This window comes from Pelagerythrobacter sp. (genome assembly GCF_041912895.1).
Lineage (GTDB): Bacteria > Pseudomonadota > Alphaproteobacteria > Sphingomonadales > Sphingomonadaceae > Pelagerythrobacter.
Genome location: NZ_JAYSGI010000001.1, coordinates 594500 through 613941 on the forward strand (window position 1 = coordinate 594500; position 19442 = coordinate 613941).

At 61.0% G+C, this 19442-nt stretch carries 17 protein-coding genes and 1 tRNA gene; 8 read left to right on the plus strand and 10 right to left on the minus strand.

What is annotated here, in order from left to right:
- Positions 1 to 4: 4 nt before the first annotated feature.
- From ACE3QC_RS03020 to ACE3QC_RS03030, 3 genes are read right to left on the minus strand one after another with little or no spacing between them, the layout of a single operon-like run.
- Positions 5 to 1138: a D-alanyl-D-alanine carboxypeptidase family protein gene (locus ACE3QC_RS03020; RefSeq protein ID WP_374405629.1), complete on the minus strand. Its 1134-nt coding sequence runs from the start codon at positions 1136 to 1138 to the stop codon at positions 5 to 7.
- Positions 1139 to 1197: 59 nt separating this feature from the next.
- Positions 1198 to 2139 (minus strand): SPOR domain-containing protein, encoded by a 942-nt coding sequence (locus tag ACE3QC_RS03025; RefSeq protein WP_374405630.1) that lies wholly within the window; start codon positions 2137 to 2139, stop codon positions 1198 to 1200.
- Positions 2123 to 3142 (minus strand): lytic transglycosylase domain-containing protein, encoded by a 1020-nt coding sequence (locus tag ACE3QC_RS03030; protein ID WP_374405631.1) that lies wholly within the window; start codon positions 3140 to 3142, stop codon positions 2123 to 2125. The genes ACE3QC_RS03025 and ACE3QC_RS03030 overlap by 17 nt, the downstream gene beginning before the upstream one ends.
- A 123-nt stretch (positions 3143 to 3265) precedes the next feature.
- Here ACE3QC_RS03030 and ACE3QC_RS03035 point away from each other — a divergent pair.
- The 4 genes from ACE3QC_RS03035 to ACE3QC_RS03050 all read left to right on the plus strand — a co-directional run bounded on the left by ACE3QC_RS03035 (position 3266) and on the right by ACE3QC_RS03050 (position 6561).
- Positions 3266 to 3355, plus strand: a tRNA-Ser gene (locus tag ACE3QC_RS03035).
- Positions 3356 to 3501: 146 nt separating this feature from the next.
- A complete protein-coding gene (locus tag ACE3QC_RS03040; RefSeq protein ID WP_374405632.1) occupies positions 3502 to 4650 on the plus strand; it encodes a tyrosine-type recombinase/integrase in 1149 nt (382 codons plus the stop codon).
- 386 nt (positions 4651 to 5036) lie between these two features.
- Positions 5037 to 5975, plus strand: a complete 939-nt coding sequence (locus tag ACE3QC_RS03045; RefSeq protein WP_374405633.1) for a HEPN domain-containing protein — start codon at positions 5037 to 5039, stop codon at positions 5973 to 5975.
- A 388-nt stretch (positions 5976 to 6363) separates the two neighbouring features.
- Positions 6364 to 6561, plus strand: coding sequence for a hypothetical protein (locus ACE3QC_RS03050; protein WP_374405634.1), 198 nt, complete (start codon positions 6364 to 6366; stop codon positions 6559 to 6561).
- A gap of 59 nt (positions 6562 to 6620) precedes the next feature.
- Here ACE3QC_RS03050 and ACE3QC_RS03055 read toward each other — a convergent pair whose 3' ends face one another.
- The gene (locus ACE3QC_RS03055) at positions 6621 to 7070 is read right to left on the minus strand and encodes a hypothetical protein (protein WP_374405635.1); all 450 of its coding nucleotides are present in this window, start codon (positions 7068 to 7070) and stop codon (positions 6621 to 6623) included.
- A 667-nt stretch (positions 7071 to 7737) separates the two neighbouring features.
- Here ACE3QC_RS03055 and ACE3QC_RS03060 point away from each other — a divergent pair.
- The 4 genes from ACE3QC_RS03060 (at position 7738) to ACE3QC_RS03075 (ending at position 10677) form a co-directional block, all read left to right on the plus strand.
- Complete coding sequence (locus ACE3QC_RS03060; RefSeq protein ID WP_374405636.1) at positions 7738 to 8175, plus strand: hypothetical protein; 438 nt, start codon at positions 7738 to 7740, stop codon at positions 8173 to 8175.
- A complete protein-coding gene (locus ACE3QC_RS03065) occupies positions 8165 to 8776 on the plus strand; it encodes a hypothetical protein (RefSeq protein ID WP_374405637.1) in 612 nt (203 codons plus the stop codon). The genes ACE3QC_RS03060 and ACE3QC_RS03065 overlap by 11 nt, the downstream gene beginning before the upstream one ends.
- Positions 8776 to 9345: a hypothetical protein gene (locus tag ACE3QC_RS03070; RefSeq protein WP_374405638.1), complete on the plus strand. Its 570-nt coding sequence runs from the start codon at positions 8776 to 8778 to the stop codon at positions 9343 to 9345. The genes ACE3QC_RS03065 and ACE3QC_RS03070 overlap by 1 nt, the downstream gene beginning before the upstream one ends.
- Before the next feature lie 1059 nt (positions 9346 to 10404).
- Complete coding sequence (locus ACE3QC_RS03075) at positions 10405 to 10677, plus strand: helix-turn-helix domain-containing protein (protein WP_374405639.1); 273 nt, start codon at positions 10405 to 10407, stop codon at positions 10675 to 10677.
- 304 nt (positions 10678 to 10981) lie between these two features.
- Here ACE3QC_RS03075 and ACE3QC_RS03080 read toward each other — a convergent pair whose 3' ends face one another.
- The 6 genes from ACE3QC_RS03080 to ACE3QC_RS03105 all read right to left on the minus strand — a co-directional run bounded on the left by ACE3QC_RS03080 (position 10982) and on the right by ACE3QC_RS03105 (position 19439).
- Entirely contained in the window at positions 10982 to 14365 is a 3384-nt protein-coding gene (locus tag ACE3QC_RS03080) for a DEAD/DEAH box helicase (RefSeq protein WP_374405640.1), read from the minus strand.
- A 457-nt stretch (positions 14366 to 14822) separates the two neighbouring features.
- On the minus strand, positions 14823 to 16010 hold the full coding sequence (locus ACE3QC_RS03085; protein ID WP_374405641.1) for a helix-turn-helix domain-containing protein: 1188 nt from the start codon (positions 16008 to 16010) through the stop codon (positions 14823 to 14825).
- A complete protein-coding gene (locus tag ACE3QC_RS03090) occupies positions 16007 to 16684 on the minus strand; it encodes a hypothetical protein (RefSeq protein ID WP_374405642.1) in 678 nt (225 codons plus the stop codon). Before ACE3QC_RS03090 ends, ACE3QC_RS03085 begins: the two co-directional genes overlap by 4 nt.
- A gap of 857 nt (positions 16685 to 17541) precedes the next feature.
- Complete coding sequence (locus tag ACE3QC_RS03095; RefSeq protein ID WP_374405643.1) at positions 17542 to 17682, minus strand: hypothetical protein; 141 nt, start codon at positions 17680 to 17682, stop codon at positions 17542 to 17544.
- A 93-nt stretch (positions 17683 to 17775) separates the two neighbouring features.
- Positions 17776 to 18516 carry an HAD family hydrolase gene (locus ACE3QC_RS03100; protein ID WP_374405644.1) on the minus strand — a complete coding sequence of 247 codons (741 nt, stop codon included), beginning with the start codon at positions 18514 to 18516 and terminating at the stop codon, positions 17776 to 17778.
- Positions 18513 to 19439, minus strand: coding sequence for an aminotransferase class IV (locus ACE3QC_RS03105; RefSeq protein WP_374405645.1), 927 nt, complete (start codon positions 19437 to 19439; stop codon positions 18513 to 18515). Before ACE3QC_RS03105 ends, ACE3QC_RS03100 begins: the two co-directional genes overlap by 4 nt.
- Positions 19440 to 19442: the final 3 nt, after the last annotated feature.

Sequence of the window (19442 nt, forward strand, 5' to 3'; positions counted from 1 at the left end):
GCACTCACCGGAACAGGGCCGCGACGCCGTTCTTCAGCCGCTGCCAGTCGTTCGCCTTGGCCACCGCCTGCCCGGTGACGAGCGGAACATACGATGGCGGCGCGCCGTCGATCGCGATCTCGAGCTCGGCGACGCGTTCCCCCTCCTTCAGCGGCGCCTGCAATGGCCCGTCGTAACGGATGGTGAGCTTGGGCTTGGCGCGCGAGCCTTTCGGCAGCGTGGCGGCGATCGGCCCGGCGGCGACCAGCGGCACGGTGGTCCGCGCGCCTTCCTGCACCAGCGCCTCGCCCACGAACCCGCCAAGCTGATAGAGCTTGCGCGTATCGAACGCGTCGAAGCCCCATTCCATCATCGCGATCGCGGCATCGTTGCGGTCGCGCGGGGTGGGCGCGGTCGCCGCGACCATTACCAACCGCCGCCCGTCCCTTTCGGCGCTGCCGAGGAAGCCGTATCCGGCCTGGTTGGTGAAGCCGGTCTTGAGCCCGTCGGCCCCTTCCACGCGGCCGGTGATCGGATCATGGTTGGCCTGCGCAATGCCGCGATATTCCATCCCCTCGCGCCCGAAATAGAACGCGTAGAGCCGTGGATGGCGCGCGATCATCTCGCGCGCGAGCACGGCCAAGTCGTGCGCGGTGACGAAAGTCCGCCCTTCGTCCATCCATCCGTTGGGCGTGCCGAAATGGCTGTCGTTCATGCCGATCTCGCGCGCCTTGGCGTTCATCAGCGACAGCCAGTTGTCGACCGAGCCCGCCGCGCCTTCGGCGAGCACGATGGCGCCGTCGTTGGCCGAAACGCTGGTGATGCCGAGCAGCAGCGTTTCCACCGTCACCGGCTCGCTGCGGTCGAGGAACATGCTCGATCCCTTGGCGTGCCAGTCGCGATAGGCCTGCTCGCTCATGGTGTAGGACTGGCCCGGCGAGAGCTTGCCCGCGTCGATCAATTCGAACGCGACGAAAGCGGTCATCACCTTGGTGATCGAAGCGGGCATGAAGCGCCGATCGGGCTCGCGCGAGAACAGCGTCTGGCCCGAGGAGAGATCGACCAGCAGCGCGATCGGCGCGCCGGGAAACCGCTCGACGCGTTCGGGCGCGGGGTCCGCTCCGCCCGCCGCGGTGGCGAGCGCGAGGGCGGGCAGCATCGCAAGGTATCTGAAAATCCGGCTCAAGTGCGCTCCCGTCGCCGGGCGCGCGCCGCGGCTCATTGCGTGGTGGAAACTCTGGCGTCGCTATAACCGGCGGCGCGCACCTTGGCGAGCGCGGCTTCGGCCTGTCCACGGGTCTGGTAGGGGCCGGTGCGGACGTGGTGGAGCCGGCCGGACGTTGCCACGAACCCACCGAGGGCCTTGGCGGCGCGCTGCGCGTTCGCTTCACTGGAAAATGCCGCGGCCTGGACGACGAATGTGCCGGTTGCTGCGGGTGCCGGCGGGGTTTGCGTCCGGGCCTGGGCCGTGCGCGGCGTCGCGGCGCTTTCGAGCGGTGCGAGCGCGAGCGATTCTGTGGGCTGGGGGGCCGACTCGGGCGCAGCGCCCGCCTGCACGCCCGAGGGAACCGGTGGCGACGTCGCGCCGGCAAGGCTGGCCGAACCATCGCCCGGCAGCTTGCGGCGCAACACGCCGAGCAGCGTTTCCGGCGTGTCCATGCGCAGCGGCGCGGCGCGGCCGGCGCGTAGCTCGGCACGCTGGACTTCGGGCGGGTTGACCCGGCGCACGCGCACCGCAGCGCCCTCTGCTTCGCCGAGCTGCGCCAGCGCTTCGGGCGACAGGGCGAGCAGGCGCGCGCCCGTCATCGGTCCGCGCCGCTCGACCCGCGCGAGGATCGTTCGTCCGCTGGCGAGCGAGGTGACTTCGATATAGCTCGGCAGCGGCAGTGTGCGGTGAGAAGCGGTCACGCCCGGCCCGGCCGCGCCATCGGCGGCGAGATAACCGACCTCGTCGTAATTCATCGCATCGGTCGGCACGTATTCGACGCCATCGACGGTGAACGGGTCGCCCAGCACCATCGGGTAGTCCGCTGCGGGGCCGGTTGCATCGGGCTGTGCGGCCACAACCGATTGGGGGCGATCGCCGCCGCCGCATCCGGCCAAGGCCAGGCTCAGGCCGAATGCGAGGCCCCCACGAAACAGGTCACCGGACGATCTCATCTGCCAGAAGCCCCACACTCATCGCGTAGTAATTGGAGCAGTTGTATTCGAGGATAACCCTATAATTTGCGGTTAAGAGCCACGCCGGAGCGCCCGCGCCGTCGGGTTGGAACAGCGATGCCATGACGTCATCTGCCAGCGGCCGCTGCGGCTGCACGCCCAGCGCGCGCCATTCGCGCACCGTCTTCCACTGGCTGTGCCGCTCGTGGACGCGCGGGCAGACCGGCGCGGTGACCTTGCTCCGCACGGCGCCCCAGTCGAACCCGCTCGGCACCGAGGCGCGTACGCCCCACGGCTGACCCTGCCGCCACCCGGCGTCGCGGAAATAGTTGGCGATCGAGGCGAGCGTGTCGGCATCGTTGCTGAAGATGTTCGCCCGTCCGTCGCCGTCGCCGTCGGTCGCGAGGCGCAGGTAGACGCTCGGCAGGAACTGCGGATTGCCGAACGCGCCCGCCCAGCTGCCCTTGAGCTGCGAGCGCGGATAGCCCTTGTCCGCAACCTTGAGCAGGTCGACGAACTCGGTCGCGAACAGATCGCGGCGGCGCCCTTCCCACGCCAGCGTCGCCAGCGCCTGCGCGAGATCGAAGCTGCCGGTGACGTTGCCGTAGGCGGTTTCGTGCCCCCAGATCGCGACGAGGATCTCGCCGGGCACGCCGTACTGGTTCTCGATCGCGCGGATCGTGCCCGAGGAACGGCTGTAGGCGCTGCGCCCGCCGTTGATCCGCGCCGCATCGACGTGCGTGGCGATATAGGGCGCCAGCGCCGGAAAGCCGCTGCTGGTGGGCGATCCGGGCTGCCCGCGATCGAGCTCGACCACGCGCTGGCTCGGCTCGAGCCCCTGCGTCATACGCGAGATCGTCGCCTCGCTCACCCCTTCAGCGCGCGCGCGGGCGATGAGGATCTGGAGATAGGCGTCGAACGGCATGTCCTGCGCCGCGGCGGGCACGGGCGTGAACAGGGTCGCGGATGCGAGGGCGAGGGAAAGCAGGGCGCGGGTTATCATCCCCGCTGTGTGGCAGAGCGCAAGTGAACCGCAAATGATTTTCGACGGTTGCGGTCGCGATGCGGGCGAACCGACGCCGACGATGATGACATTCGACGCGACAACGGCTAGCGCGCCGATGACGGACAGGTGGCCGAGTGGTTTAAGGCAGCGGTCTTGAAAACCGCCGTGGGTTCACGCCCACCGTGGGTTCGAATCCCACCCTGTCCGCCACCACCCTTTCCCTCATTTTCCGCCGATGACCTGAAAAAGCCAAGCATTTGCGCGGCTTATCAGGTGATTCGGGTCCCACACTGTCCATACTCATCCATCGCTGTCCGATTGGATTTGTGGGAATAAATGTGGGAGAATTTGAAGCCATGGGAAAGCTTTCGGCAACAGCGGTAAAGGCCGCCACCAGACCCGGCAAATTAGGCGATGGCGACGGGCTTTACCTCGTGGTGAAGTCGTCCGGCACGAAGAGCTGGATGGTCCGGGTGCAGAAAAACGGCAATCGCCGCGATTTCGGTCTGGGAAGCGCTTCGAAAATATCGCTGGCGACCGCGCGCGAGCGCGCACGCGAGGTCAGGACCTGGGTCGAACTTGGTTTGGACCCGCTGTTCGAGCGCCGCAAAGCGGAAGGCATTCCCACATTCCGGGAAGCTGCCGCCAAGGTACTCGCCCAGCATAGATCGACCTGGCGCAACGAGAAACACGAGCAGCAATGGATCAGGACGCTGGAGGCCTATGCCTTCCCCCATCTTGGCAACGTGCAGGTCAACGACATCACGGGACCGATGATCCGCAATGTGCTGGCCGAGATCTGGCTGGCCAAGCCTGAGACAGCACGCCGGGTGCGCCAGCGGATCGGGACCGTGCTCGACTGGGCCTATGCCTCGGGATATCGCGACAGCGAGGCGCCCATGCGCGCGATCACCAAAGGCCTGCCGCGCCAGCCGAAGAAGGAAGGCCACTACGCGGCCATGGCCTATGTCAAGGTGCCCGACTTCATCCCGCGGCTACGCGAGCGTGAAAGCTACAGCAGACTGGCGCTGGAGTTTGCGATCCTGACCGCGGCCCGCTCGGGCGAGGTGCGCGATGCGGTGTTCGATGAGTTCGATCTCGATGGGAAACTATGGACCATTCCGAAGGAGCGGATGAAAGCCAATCGCGAGCATGTCGTGCCACTGTGCGATCGGGCAGTACGGATCATCGAGCGCTGCATGGAACTGCGCGTGAGAAACTGCGACCTCGTTTTTCCCGGCATGCGGGGGAGGAAGGCGATGTCCGATATGACGCTGACCAAGCTGCTGCGCGAGATGAAAGAGAGTTGCACGGTTCACGGCTTCCGCTCGGCGTTCCGCGACTGGGCGAGCGAGGAGACCAGTCACCAGAGCAATGTGGCAGAAGCAGCGCTGGCGCATGTGGTGAAGGACAAGACAGAGGCAGCCTACCGGCGCGGCAATCTGCTGGAGAAGCGCAAACTGTTGATGGAAGACTGGGCTACCCATTGCTGCAAGGGAAGCTGAGGCGATGCGTAATCCAGTGAAGCAATCCGTGAACCGTAAGGCATCCAGACCACCTTCGAACAGGCCGCCTTTTCCACTCTCCCGTTACCGCATAGCCATGCCGGTCCCTGTGGATAAACCTGTCACGTGTTCGGACTATCAGGAACCGCGGGGTTCGGACTATCAGGAACCGAAAGTTCGGACGATTAGGAACCGAAACATCGCGCAAACCCGCAGGATTGCTGGGCTCCAGCGGCCCTTAACTATCCTAACAACAATCCTTACCGGATTGTTGCTAACGTGGAGCGCTCCGCGCGCGGCTCCTCAGCGCTATGGGTGGCGCCGTCGCCGCGCGCTGCTGCACTCAGCAGGTGCACGCAGCGCAGCAGCTTGCTAAGGTTTAATCGATGAAGACCGATCTCGATCATCTACCACCGCAAAAGCAGCGCGAGATCGAGCGCGTCGTGCAACTGATCTTCGCAGAGTTCGACGATGCCTTCGCGCTCGCCAAGCACGAATGGAAGAAGGCTGGCCGAATACTCAAGGTCATCCTCTACGGCAGTTATGCGCGCGGCACCTGGGTCGACGAGCCGCATACTGCCAAGGGCTATCAGTCGGATTATGATCTCCTCATCATCGTCAACGACAAGCGGCTGGCGGACAGGGTCAAATACTGGTCCAGGCTTGATGACCGGCTGATGCGCGAATACGGTGTGACCGGAACGCTGAAGACGCCAGTCAACTTCATCGTCCATACATTGCAGGAAGTGAACGATGGGCTAGCCCATGGCCGCTACTTCTTCATGGATGTGAAGCAGGACGGAGTAGCACTTTACCAGTTCGACGACACCGAACTGCATACACCCAAGCCCAAGACGCCGACGCAGGCGCTCAAGATGGCTCAGGAGTATTTCGAAGACTGGATGCCGAGCGCGTCAGATTTCTTCGATGGCTATGTCGATGCCAAGGCACGTGGTAAGTTCAAGAAAGCGGTCTTCGATCTCCACCAATCTGCCGAGCGAATGTACCATACGGCTTTGTTGGTCTGCACTTTCTACACGCCCCATGTGCACAACCTTGGCTTCCTGCGCACGCAGGCCGAGCGTGTTGATCCACGCCTGACCTACGTCTGGCCGCGCGACAATCGTAAAGATCGCGCAAGGTTCGAGAAGCTCAGGGAAGCCTACGTCAAAGCGCGTTACTCGAAGCACTATCGCATCACTAAGGAAGAGCTCGAATGGCTGGGCGAGCAGGTTGAGGAGCTTGGTCGCGTGGTGCACGAGGTGTGTTCGGAGCGGCTCGAGAAGCTCAGGGCGGAAGCGCGGGCAAGACCAGACAAGCAGTAATCTATAACGCAAAGACTTGCCAGATTGTGCGGCGGGCATCCGTAAAGCGATCCTGCTCTAAACCCATTTCACCCGTTCGAAGCAGCCCTAACCTTCCGGCAGTTTTTGGGCCGCAAGCAGTCTGTCCGGTTTTATGGAGAGAGTGAGAGAAAGCAGAAGTTGCAGCCCTGCGCACAAAAGGAAGTATTACAAACTTCCGACTTTCCGCTTGAACCAATGCCTTATTCCGCCGCAGTGCTATGGTGTTCAAGGAAACAGGGAGATCGCTGTGAAGTACCTATTTAACATTCGAGGAAGGCACATTGCAAATTTCGTGAATGGTCAGCTTCACGCGACGAATGGACCGAACATCGGACACTATCTCGAGGATCAAGGCATCTTCATTGACATGAGCGGCCGCTATTTGGGCGAGATCATGTATGAGAACCGCTTACTGTATCGGAACAATTCGCCGCACAGATCGGTGAACTACGGCAATTATGGCAACTATGGGAATGTCGGCAACTACGGCAACCCGGGAAACTACGGCTCGATTGGAAGTGTCGGGGGCTTCTCGGACGTGCCTGAGGATAAGCTTAAGCGGTAGGTCGAATTGCCGAGCGTGAAAGGGAGGCGGTCATTGACCGCCTCCCGGATTATCTGTGGTCAATCGAGCTCGAAGTAGATGCGAAGCGCCCGGTGCGTCGCCGGGGTGATTGCATAAAAGCCGACTTGGTCAGAATGCTCGGTCCAATCATCCCAAGTGAACAGATATGCTCCTGGAACCTTGGTAACGGTGCGGGTGCGTTTGGTAACGCGACCCTGAAAATGACCATAGTTCTCGATGCCAGCCTCGTTCAGAAGCTTTGCCCGGATAACGGGGCCATGTTCCGCGAATACGCGAAGCCCAGCGATGGTCTGTTCCGAACAGCCTTCCATGAACTCCTCAATTTGGCTCGGGGTCAGATCAACTACGTCATCGAAGTCCTCCTCATCGAAGCCCGATGGAAGTTCGGCCATGTCGATGCTCGGCTTCACATTGGCGAGGCCGAGGATTTCGGCTCGCGTGGTGGGTGAGAAGCTGCTAAACTCCTCGGCGGTCAAAGTGATCAGCATTGGTATCCCCTATTGCTGAGTTACAGACTTGAGGGGGTCAAATCGCGTTTTGGCCTCCTCAAAACCCATTTGGCATGCTATTTTGAGGGTGTCAAACCTAATGCGGTCTGCTCAAAGTGGGTTTGGGGCGGTCAAGCTGCGTTTGACCTATTATCAATGCTTCGCCGTTCGTTCCGTTGGCCTCGCCAGCTACCTTCCGGCCGTGAAGCTGACCGACCGCCGTAAGAAGGCCTTTCTGGCCGAGTTCTCCCGCCACGGCATCCTCGTCCGTGCGGCACGGGCCGCCAGCCCGCTTGCATCTGCACCTCGTCCGCGACGCGATGAACGCGGGCCAGCGCCGGGCCTCCGGGACGATTCTGGCCATGCTCGAGGTCGCGTGAGCAACGCGGGCCTGACACACATGGGGCGCAAGCGCTGGTACGTGCATGGCGAGCCCATGCCCACCGAGACCCGGCCTTGCCTCCAATGCCGCAAGCCCTTCGAGAGCGAGGGCTCGCATCATCGGCTGTGCGGTCCGTGCACCAATCGGGCGAGCGAAACCAGCCCCTACGCGGTTTGATCGACAGGACGGCGGACAACACTATGCTCCATCGCCCTGTTTACTTGGCATTTCCTCCGCATCAGGCAATAACAGCTTCAAAAGCCACGCCAATTGATTGGGGGAATGATGGCCAACGCCTATCACATGGTCCACTATCGCCGCTTCACGCCTGCGGACGCGACATTGCTCAAGGGCAAGTCACTCGAGGTCCTTTGCCGCGAAGCTCTCAACACGGAGAACGGCGTATCGAAGCTGTGGGCACGCCCCGATGACCGGATATTCGATGTAGGTGATAGCGACGGGCGCAAGATATTCCTGAACAAGGTCGCTGACCTTTCCAGTGCCGTGTTCGGTGAGATGTGCTTGGCGCAAGAGAAGGACCTTCAGGCGCTGCTCAAGATGGAGGCCGCGGAGATCGAGCTCTCCGACCTCACCACTGCGACGGTCTATGACCTGAACGAGAGCGAGGCCCCCGGCGGGGTCACAGTTCATTCGGGGTCTCGCCTACTGGCTTGCTATCGGGGACCATGTCCTCTTCGTGAAAACACATTCGATGACCCCTGACCTCGTTCGCCAGTACCTCGACTGGCTGTTGAAGGTCCGGGGCGCTGTCGCAGACCCAGGCCTCAGCTTCGAGCTCAACGCGGAGTTCGACAAGACCATGACGGCCGGGGACATTGGCGAGATACGCAATCTCCGGGTGCGCGGGAAATCCGCGCCGCAGGTCATCACGGTCGAGCATGAGACCGAGACCAAGGAGGTGAGTACCTCCCGCGCGGTGAAGGACAAGTTCGCTCAGATGGCGCAGGCCGTGCCGATGATTCGGGCGCTATTCGGTGACAAGGAGGCTGAGTCGCTGATTGAAAGCCTCGGCCCGGAAGAGTATCTTGCGGTCGAGGCCCATGTGAAGGTCCGGGGCCGCCGCACCGAAGAATCACGCAAGAAGTTTCAGAGCATCGCGAACGACCTTGCGGACGAGACGGATGCCCAAGTGCAAATCGAAGGCAAGGACGGCCAGATCAGGGATGGCGACGCTATCCTGCGTACCCGGATGCCCTTCCATCTGCCGCATGAAGGCAGCAATCTTTTGGAGTTCGACAACGTCGCGGACCAGCTCCAAGAGGTATATTCTCGGTTCGTGAAGGACGGAAAGATCAAGGCCTGATGGCCAGAGCGCTGACCATAATTGCGACTGTCGCCGCCGCCGGTTTGTTCGGTTGGGCGGTCCCGCTCGAGCGCCTGTTCGGCGCGTTCCAGCCGCTCATGGTCGCGCTGTCCATCATGGTTGCCGCCGTATTCATCCGCCTCAATCGAGGGATGCCGACGCTTGAGTGGAAGAGCCTCGAGCCTACTGACCGGAAGGGCCTCACCGCCGCCATTGTCCGGCTGTCGAAGGAGTACGGCTGGATCATCGCCATCATCGCGGTGACGCTCGTTGCTATCGTGTCGCTCTCGGTGATCGGGAGCGAGACGGCGGCCACGTGGAATGTCTGGGTCCGCCGGATCGTCTCCGGGGCGCTGGGTGGCGCGCTCGGTCTATGCTCTGCCCGGATGGGCTACGTGGTGTGGAGAGACATCGATATCGTCCGCCTGCAAAAGCGCCTGATAGACGGTGTGGCAGACAAGGAGGAGGGCGACCGTCAGGCCGCTCTCGCGGACGAGAAGGTGATGGAGTTCAAGTCCGCGAATGTCCGCCGGGTCCCGGTCGAGAAGCCGAAGGCATGGGGCGAATAGGGAAGCTCGTCTCGCTACCCCGAAAATACTCCTGGCCGAAGTGATCGGGCCATCTATCCAGCTAAGTATCTAAAAAGATGGTGGGCGCGGCAAGGACTGAACTTGCGACCCCACCCGTGTGAAGGGTGACAACGGTCACTCTCGTGCGAATGGCCGCTTTGGGCAAGAAACGGATATGGCTGCAATGGCCGAAACTGGGGCGCAAAGCTATCGCTTCAGGGCTCGCTTTCAAACGGCAGCTTAATCCCGCCATTTCCTACACTCGAACAACTTCGGAACGGTTCCGAAAGCAACCGCAATAACAATTCGTTTGCTGTCTCTCAGACCTTGGCGCGCGCGAAGCGAAAGCATCGGGACCGTTTCTTCTGGTTGCTCATGCACTGCTCCGCTGCTGGTCGAGAAGACACGTCTCTACCATTTCGGCACCCACGCAAGCGCAGTTTGGTGATGTTGGGAAAGGGGGCCGTCGATGGTTTGACCGTGTCACAAATGTCTCCCAGCAACAATATCGGTGCGAGTTTTCTGCAAGTTATAGCCCCTCACATTAGCCGCTTTATGCCGTTTAATATGCAGCACTATTGCAATAGAATTGCAGGGGCAGCGCGTCTTGCGTATTCTTCTTCTACGATAACCGGAATTGTCCGTAGACGTCTGACATATCTAGTGATTTTGGATTGCAAGATAGAAGCAGCGTCGTCGGCCATGCTGCAGGTGGTTGGATTCGTTGAGCAATGTGCGATGGCGCTCGAACTGGCCCCGCGGCGCTTACTTGGAAAAGGCGTTTATTCTCAATTGCCTTAGCGACGGCACTTAACCTCGGATGTTATGTTTTCTGGACAATCCGCCTGAAGGTGGACGTCCCTCGCCGTTCGCATGCACTTTGGTGAATGCGAATGGTTAGCTCGCTCTCAGGCTTCGGCGCTGCAGCGTAATAACGGCAGCGACAGCGTAGGAACGTCATGTGGCGCTGGACCGCCTGTTCAGTCGATACTCGGTGTCGATGGCGGGCCGGTCTGTCCCCTCCCCTGCTCCCCAGGTCGGTCCGTCATCACCCCACAGATGAAAGGATCGACCGCTATGCCATTTGCAGGCACGACAGAGCATCTTCGCGAACGTAGCGGGCACCAAGTCATCGAACCGATTGTCATGCGGGTACCAGACGCCTGTCGCTATCTCGGGATCGGGCGCAGCACGCTTTATGTGCTTATCGGCAAAGGCGAGATCGAAGTTATCAAAATGGGAGCCGCCACTCTCGTCGTCACTGCCAGCCTGCGGTCGCTGGTGGAACGGCTGCGAAGTCCCGACGCACAGCAAGCAAGTCGGATAATATGATGACCGCGCACCCTGACCTCCTGCAAGCTGTTGTGCTTGCTGCCATCGTCAGCATGCCGGATCACTCCAAACGGCAGCTCGTCTCAAAAGCGCAGGAGCGGCGTGAGAAGGCGGAAGAGGCTCTAGCCGCCAGACTTGTGATCGCACTTTCGCAGCGGTCATAGTCTCTTTGCCGACGGCGGCTTTGCGCCCTCATTCCGGTCATTCGGCGGGATCTGCGCGCATGCCACGAGCGGACGCTATTCTGCGATCGCTTTAACCACCTACGGCGCACTGCGAGCCACGCACGCATGCTGCATATTGCTCAATGCGCAAATATTCGCAGCTTGGCATTCGCCCGCCCACACGTTGTCGCCAGGCCGTCGATGTACATGATCAGCTGTCGTGTCCGGTTCGAAAGCGTGTTCGCTAGTGCGCGTTGTTCCGCCACTTCTATATTCAAGAGGCGACCTGCGACGATCCAAACCTCCTTTGCGATGCGGCGGTCGCGCAATGCCGACCGCACCTTGTCAGCCAGATCGCCGTCGGCGATGCCATCGTTGTTCCTGAACACGCGGATGGTCCCCGACGGGGGCGACGGGATTTTTGTTTTGTTCGCCGTGTAATCACGCTGCCACCGGTCATCCTCAATCTGAGGCGATGAGGTTATAAAGAAGCCGAGCGATGCTGCGACCTGCCGTCCGACCTCTTGCATGGCAGTCACCGACGCGCTGTTGTCGCTTTCGTCCTTTCCGAGGGCCTTCGCGTGAAGGAGCGCCACCTTCGTGTCAGACACGAGGATGAAGTCGGCGAGTTCTTGGCCGTCATCATCGAGCAGAATGAGGGGAAACTCACGAAGCGCCTCGGCGTAGGGATCGGGCGCGGGGCCGGTGAGATTAATGTAGCGCTTGGTCAGCCCAAAGATTGACTCCTTGCTCCACTTGGCATCGTCCCCAGCCGCCCACGCAGCCTCCCCTTTCTCCAGAAAGGTATCTTTCAAAGCAGGCACCGCGACGGCAACGTCGAGCGCGGGGACCCGGTTGTTGGAGACGATGTCCCGGGCCTTAGCCCACTTACCGTGCATATAGACCTTGTCGGTCTCATCGGTGAGGATGCGGAAAGCCTGATCGGTGTTTATGCGTTCAGTGAGAGTCATGAGGGCGCCCGATGCCGAGAGAGTTTGACCGAACTCTGCGTTAAGGCTGTCGCTCGTGAGCGTATAGCGGCCGGACTTAGGGTTATAGCTGATCGCGCAGTCGAGCTTACGTCCGTCGATCATAGTGACTTGGAAACTGCCGTCGGATATGTCGGCGCACAGGTCGAGGACAGCCGGGGACTGGGACATTGAAGGCTGGCCCTCGCGGTCGGCAATGAAAACACCGAAATCGTCGAGCGGCTGCAGATCAAGCAGTATGTTTTTGGGCGCCTTCGCCTTGTCTGGATCGGGAGTTGTGAGCTGCGCGAACCGCTCAAAGACCCGGTTGGCCGTTGCGACGGTAGTGAGCTCGTTGTCCACCGCTTCTGCCCATCGCATGTACTCGTCGACGCCGATCCGTCGGGCATCTGCGTCGGTGACTTTTGAGCGACTGAGTCCAAGGTAGCGCGCGGTGTTACCGACATACCCAGCGACGTTGGTTGGCAGTAGGACGGCGTCGAGGAGGTCCGTGAACGTGTCCTCGAAGGACGCAGTGCTCGTCGTCATGGCTCGAATCGCGCGGTCCGCCATCTCGAGAGATGCGGTTGCGAGCTTGGTAATTCGAACTTTCTGCGCGTCACTGCTCGGGCCGAACAAGCGTAACAGCACCTCCCGGTCGAGCCGCTCAACGCCGATCTTGTGGGGATCGAAGGGCACACCATCGGTGTCAAAGACGAACAAGTGGCTGTTCACCCGCACTAGCAACGTCAAACCGAACTGCCACTCGGTGACGAAGTGGCGACTCAAGTAAGGACTTTCGCCAACCGTAAAGAAGGTCCAGCCCCACACATTTTCCGGTAGCCGGGTGATCGGGTTTACGACGAACCGGTTCCGAACCAGGATGGCCTCGTACGTTTCCGTCTCAGCGAGCGCGTTGTCGAAGCCTGCGCCAATGGTAAAAATCGCGGCGCGCCGGGGAACCAGCAGATCATCCCGATCTATCGGCCCCATGACGGGCAGTCTCTCGCGGAAGCGCCCATCAACATATTGCTGGTCGGGCATCTGCGGGATGATCTTCTCAGGCAGGTAGGCTTCGCCCGGGATTATGCTAGCCAAGCTGGTCTCGCCTGCCGTCTCGAAGGCCAAGTACTGGCTCCAGCTCGTCGTGAGGCGTGTGAGTTGCTCAGCGTTGCGCGCAATTACTGTCGCCGTCTGAGCCTTCTCGCGTTTTGCGTCGGTTGAGCGCAACACGCGACCAATCTGCTGAACCAGTTGGCGATCGTTAGTGAAGTCGTCCAGGATCGCGACGGCCACGAACGTTGCGTCGTCGATGCCCTCAAGTAGCTTGGTCTGGTGCAGCCAGAATGTCGCCCCGTCGGATGTCGCTTGTGCCTGCTTCACGGTCACGAAGCGCTTTGGATAGGCCTTACGGTTTTCCTCTTTGCGTACTTGGTCGTGGATCAACACGGCGTCCGATTGTCCCTCGCCTGCAAGGAGGGGTTGCAGCGCCGCCAGCGCGCTCCACGAAGCGGCTCGGACAATAATCTTCGATCCCGTAGGCTTGTCCCTAAGGAAGGACGGGGCGAGTGTGAGCAGTCTGCTCGCGAAGGTCTCGATCGCGTTTCTGTCGGCTTCGGTCAGTTGCTGATCGGTGTCATCAAGTGATGAGGCGATCGCCGGAGCAGTGCCGTCTAGCGCGGCGAGATCGGCGAATTGCACGTCGCGAACGATCTTGGCCTCGGCAGCTCTCGGGAAGGGAAAGTTATAGGCAAATGCGCCGCGGACCGAGAAAAGCTTGTAGTCGTTGCGGAAAGGTGTGGCGCTCAGGAGGAGAGTCGGGCAGGCCAGAGATCGCACGCTTCGGCTCCATGACGGTGCAGGCTCGTAGTGCCCCTCATCGACGACCACGAGGTCGAAGGTGGCCAGCAGGGCCAGGATGCGCTCGAGCCGGTCAAGCTCGGACGACTGGCGATCGTCCAGCGGACCCGTCATAGCCTTTCGTTTGAGGCGGTCTCGATCGTTCCGAATTTTGTCGAGGGCTTGAAGGGTGCCGATCAGTACAACACGATCGTGGTCGCTCGCCTGTTGGCAGATCGACTCGGTTCGTCTGGTATTCGGAAGGAGGACCCGGATCAGGGCGGGATCAACCCCCGGGCCGTGCCAGTCTCCGCCCCCCGCGTCGGCGCAGCCCATGTTGGCCCAGAACCTACGACGGATATCCCCGTGCATCTGCTGAACCAGCCCCTCTCGCGGCGTTAGCACCAGTGCGCGGCGAAGATCAGGCAGACAGCGCGTGAGCACAGCGATCACACCGGACTTACCGCTCCCTGTCGGCATCTTTATGAGCGCCGCTTCTTCCTGCCCCGGTCGCTGGGCGGCACGAACATAGGCGGTGCCTAGCGCGATCGCCTCCTTCTGGTTTTCCCATAGTGACAAACCGGTCGAAGTGCCGGTCCAGACATGCAGAGCTTCGAGCGCTTCGACGTCGCGGTCGTACCCAGACTTATTGAACCGGCCGCCCCTTGGAATGTCGAACGTTGTGAACCGGCTATGATACGAAAGCTTCGGCCGCATTCAGCCCCCCTTAGATCCTTCACCTCCGCGTCGGAGACCAGAGTACCCCATCGGCGACGTGGCTTACTTTAGCCACCGAAAAGCCAAACTAAAATTCTCGCTGCAACGCGCATCGGAAATGAAGGCGGTCGGTAGAATGTATCGGACGTCTCGTGGCCATAGTGGTGTGATTTCTTAAGTCGGATCACCGGCCGTCCGCGCTCGATCTCCGTGGATGACCATTGTAACGCCCAGTTTACTCGTCTTTCCTCTAGCCGATAATGGGAGCGTCGCGGGAAACTCCGATTACCGAGGCTCGAACTATATCGAGGGCGAACTGGTCGATTACCTCAACGACGCAGACCCAGGCCAAGATTGCCGCATAAGATCAACCTACCGGACAAAGCCAACGACCCCATCTGTGCCACAGGTTTTGACGGGACAGTGCTGGCCAATTAGGCCACGCTCCGTGTGCCGTTCAGGTCTTATCGCCAAAGATCGAGACCACGTTGGAATTCTGCTTGAACTTGTCCTTCAGGACCGGTGCCGCTCTGCGATCGCTGATTCCCGAGAGAGTGCCTGCCTCCAGGTCCGCCAGTTCTTCGAGGTCAGAAACGGGAAGCGGCAAGGCTTTGAGAATCTGGGTCGCTGATTGCACCCCTTCTTCCATCAGCATTTCAAAGCTGCGGCGAATGAGCTGCGGCTCCTCGACTTCAAGCTTGCCATCCAACGGCTCGCCTTTCCGCCAGCCCCTGCGATTGTAGTTGATCCACAGACGCCGAGCATCATCGTCGTCAATCAGATCAAGTTGTTTGCTGCGCATGATCATGGCGCCGACAGAAGCACCCCAGCGCTCCTTCAGGGTCAGGAAGCCGTCCAGCGACGGCGCATAGAGCTCGCCCATGAAATCAGGCTCCGGCAGAAGCATAGCAGACGCGATCTGATCAGCTTGCTTCTCGACTGCCTTGTAGAAGGCGCGGTCATTCAGCCGCCTCTGCGGAATGTTGGCATGGCAAACGATATGAACGAGTTCGTGGAGCACGTCGAATCGCTGCCGACACGCGCTAGCCTTGTCACGCGACAGGACTACGAATGGAATACCGAAACGATCAGACCACTGGGAGAATGCGTCGAGCTTGTCTGCGCGCACATGGATCCTGGAAACGAGAATGCCGTTATTTTCCAAAAGCTCGACCGTGTCCGGCATCGGACCAGGACGAATGTCCCAAAATTCCCGGATTTCTTGAGCTACCCGCTCGACGAAATCGGAGCTGCCAAAGCTCTCTTCGGTAAATTCAATTGTTGGAATATTCAGTGCAGGGAGCTCGAAAAAAGATGCCAGATAGTCAACGAGTTCCTTCATCCATTCCAGTCGCACTTCAGCCCGATCACGCGCAAGCGGTGGGGCTGATAGCCGAGCGCGCCAGAAGATCGGCCGTTCGTCGCGTCCCGGTACGGGCCGCAGGAAATAGTCGTGCGGAAACTTCAGGGTGGCGGCGAGGTTGTGAACGACGTCCAGCTTGGGGCTCTGCCTGTCGTTTTCATACTTTGAGATCGACTGCACACTCACGCCAACCATATCAGCTAGGTCGGTTGCACTGATTCCCCGCGCCTTGCGCGCCTCGGTCAAACGCGCACCCACGAATCCCTGGGCGATGATGCTCATTTTTTCCCGTCCGTTCCGGTACCTTCATTATCTTTGGGCTTTTTCCAGCGCAGCGAACGCTTCGGCGCAGTCTTCTTGGGCGCCTCAGGATAAGACGCAAGAATCTCGGTGATGCTCAGTTCGACGGCCCAAGCTTTGAAATCGCGCGCCGGCACGCAGAGCTGGATCGTTCCGAGCTTTTGTTCATCCGCGTTGAACCGCCGACCAACCGGGTTATGGGCGATCACCCCATAGACGTTCGGCATGATGAATGCCCCGTCGGGTTCGTCGCCGAGATCGAGACGCGGTAAACCCATTGCATTGGCGAGACGTTCGCGGAACTTGGCAGGCTGCGGCATTGAGCCTATAGCCTGAACGTAGGACTGGGTCATAGCAACCTCGTCCTTGAAGACATAGGCATGGCGGCGATTGTTCTGGACAATTAAGCTCATCGAATGCGACATGCCGTACTTGGCAGCGAGATCGATCAATAGTTTTTCCATCCGAAAATGCCGCCTCTGGAGCAGGTCGTCGATCTTCTGATCTGGCAGGACATTGCGGTCGGTAGCCACATCTGCGAACGCATCCGCATAGGTTATTTTCGACAATTCGCGCAGATCGACCCAGAACTGGTCCGGGGTATCCCGGACAATCATGGCGATTGCGGTTGCCCGAAGGCGTTCATAAGTGTCCATGCGAATCTAGCCCTTGATCATTTTTCCTGCAGCGCATGAATCTGAATAATTCTTAAAGAGTTTGGTGTCAACCAATCGGACGAAAGGGGTTAATAGCATTCCACGCCCGCCCTTAGTCATGTTGCCAAGGGGCGTAGTTTGCTGGTCGCCCGCTAATTTCGGCAGGTAAAGAGGAACGGCAGGGTCAGCGGACCGTTCTGCGCCGTCCACTGGCCGCCGCCGGCGGGAACAGCCTGTCGAACCCACTGCCCGAGTGTCCACTTTTTCCTCGTTCAATCCTAAAAGCTGCCGGTCCGCTTTCGGCCCACTTCCAGCCATTGAGCGCCCTCAGCAGGACCGCTCAGGAACGGACTAGATTAACTGCTGGTAAGACTTCTCCTGGTGGGGCTGTCACAACCGCCATGCACCACTATACGATGAGACCCGTCCGATGGTTCGCCCTATCGTGTCTGCCTCCTTAGAGCGGCAGGGCACCAGCACTTCGCGCGAGACGCTCAGGAGCGAGATTTATGATTGCGAGTTCATCTGGTGCACCATCGTCCTTACGCCCCCATGCGAACGTCCAGATGGTGTAGCCCTGTCGTTTTAGATTCGGTTCTAAGCGACAGGGCGCCTCTGCTATCAAAATACTCAAGGAGCGCTTGAAATAGAGCGATAGCCTCTACACCCAACTGGGAATGCTACAGAAAACAGCTGGACAATGTGGCGCAATATAGAGCAATATTCTTTAGTCCAAACACGCGACAGAGCAGGCGTGTGGGGTGAAATGTGGGTTCGGTTTTGGCGGCCATTTAAGTAAAAAATGATTTCAAATCATTAGTTTGAGACTTAATAAGTCCACCCTGTCCGCCATGACATCACCTGGGCTGGGTTGGGCGCCGGGTTTTCGCAGGTGCGGGGTTGCGGCGGACGATGTGGTTCTCGCGCACCCCGCCGGTGCGGTCGGCCTCGGCGACGTCGTGATCGCCCTGCGGGTCGTCCTCGATCTCGTATTCCATCGTGCCGCTCCTTCACGAAAGGAAACGCACGGGATGGCAAAAAGGCGACCGCGCCGGTCGACAAACCGCCGAATTTGTTCGCCGAACGGATTTTCATCCATCGCTTTGGGCGGTCAGCGCATGGCGGCGGAGCGCTGCGTAATCCTCGCGGCAGGCTTCGGCGGTTTCGGCGAAGGCGCCTTCGAGCGTGGGCAGCGGACCCGGCGGAGCGCCGAAGCCGGTCGACGCGTTGACCTTGTCGTACCAGTGCGCGCCCCACACGCCGTCCTCAGGATGCGGCCCGCGCGCCCAGCGCAGCATCGCGGCGTCCCAGCCGATCCCGAGCGCCGCGCAGAGCCGCGCGAGCACGCCCGCCGGATCGGCGAGCACGTCGTCCGAATCGACCACCGGCGGGATTTCGCCGGTCCGCTCCGCCTCATGCTCGAAGTACCGCCGCAGCTGCGCGAAGCCGAGCATCTCGGCGCGGCGAAGTTCGTTCTTCGCGGCATAGCTGGCGACCACACGCTCGGGCGCGCGGATCAGGAAGGCGTGGCGATGGTGCGGCATGTCGGCGATGCCGACCGGGCCGACCATATGGTGCGGCATATGCTTCTGATACCAGACCGACGCGCCGCCCGGCGCTTCGCCCGATTGCGCCGCGAGCACCGAGCTCCAGTCGCAGTCCATATCGGCGATCGTCTCCGCCGCCATCGGATGCAGTTCGCCGGTGGCCTCGAGGAAAGCGCCGTAGAACGGCTCGTCCGACACCGCGCAGTCGCTTCGCGCGCCGAAGCTGCGCATCATCGCGGTCGAGATGTTGCGCGGGCCGGACCACATGGCGATGCGGATCGTCACGGTCTTGTTTGCCCTCGCACGTCCTCGTCGATCCGGGCGAGGTAGAGCCGTTGGAGCTTCTCGACCATCGGCCCGCGCCCGGTGCCGAGCACCCGCCCGTCGACCGAACCGACCGGCGCGACCCCGGCGAAAGTGCCGGTGGTGAACGCCTCGTCCGCGCCATATACGTGGGTGAGCGAGAAGTTGCGCTCGCGCACCACGACCCCGGCCTCGCGCGCGATCTCGATCACCATGCCGCGGGTGATCCCGTCGAGGCAGTAGTCGCCGCTCGAGGTCCAGATCTCGCCATCCTTCACGATGAAGAAGTGGGTCGAATTGCAGGTCGCGACGAAGCCGTGCGGATCGAGCATCAGCCCCTCGTCCGCGCCCGCTTGCGCGGCCTGGATGCAGGCGGTGATGCAGTTGAGCTTCGAATGCGAATTGAGCATCGGGTCCTGCACGTCGGGATAGCCGCGGCGGACGTGGACGGTGAACAGGTTGAGCATCCGCGTCGCGGTCTCGGGCGCGGGCTCCTTCCATTCGGGAATGAGGACGATCGTCGCGGGCGTCACCACCACGCGCGGATCCTGATACGGGGTCGAGCGCACGCCGCGCGTGACCATCAGCCGGACATGCACGCCGTCACCGTCCATGCCGTTTGCGTCGAGCAAGGCGTAGAGCCGCCGTTCGAGTTCTTCGCGCGGCACGCCGATATCCATGTGGATCGCCTTCGCCCCGCGCCACAGCCGATCGAGGTGGCGATCGAGGAAGGCGAGGCGCCCATGGTGCAGGCGGATGCCCTCCCACACCCCGTCGCCGAGCATGAAGCCGCTGTCGAACACGCTGACCTTGGCTTCGGCGCGCGCGAAGTGTTCGCCGTTGACGTCGATCAGCACGGTGTCGTTGCGCGGATCGGGGACGTAGAGGTGGGTGCCCTGTGCCATTCG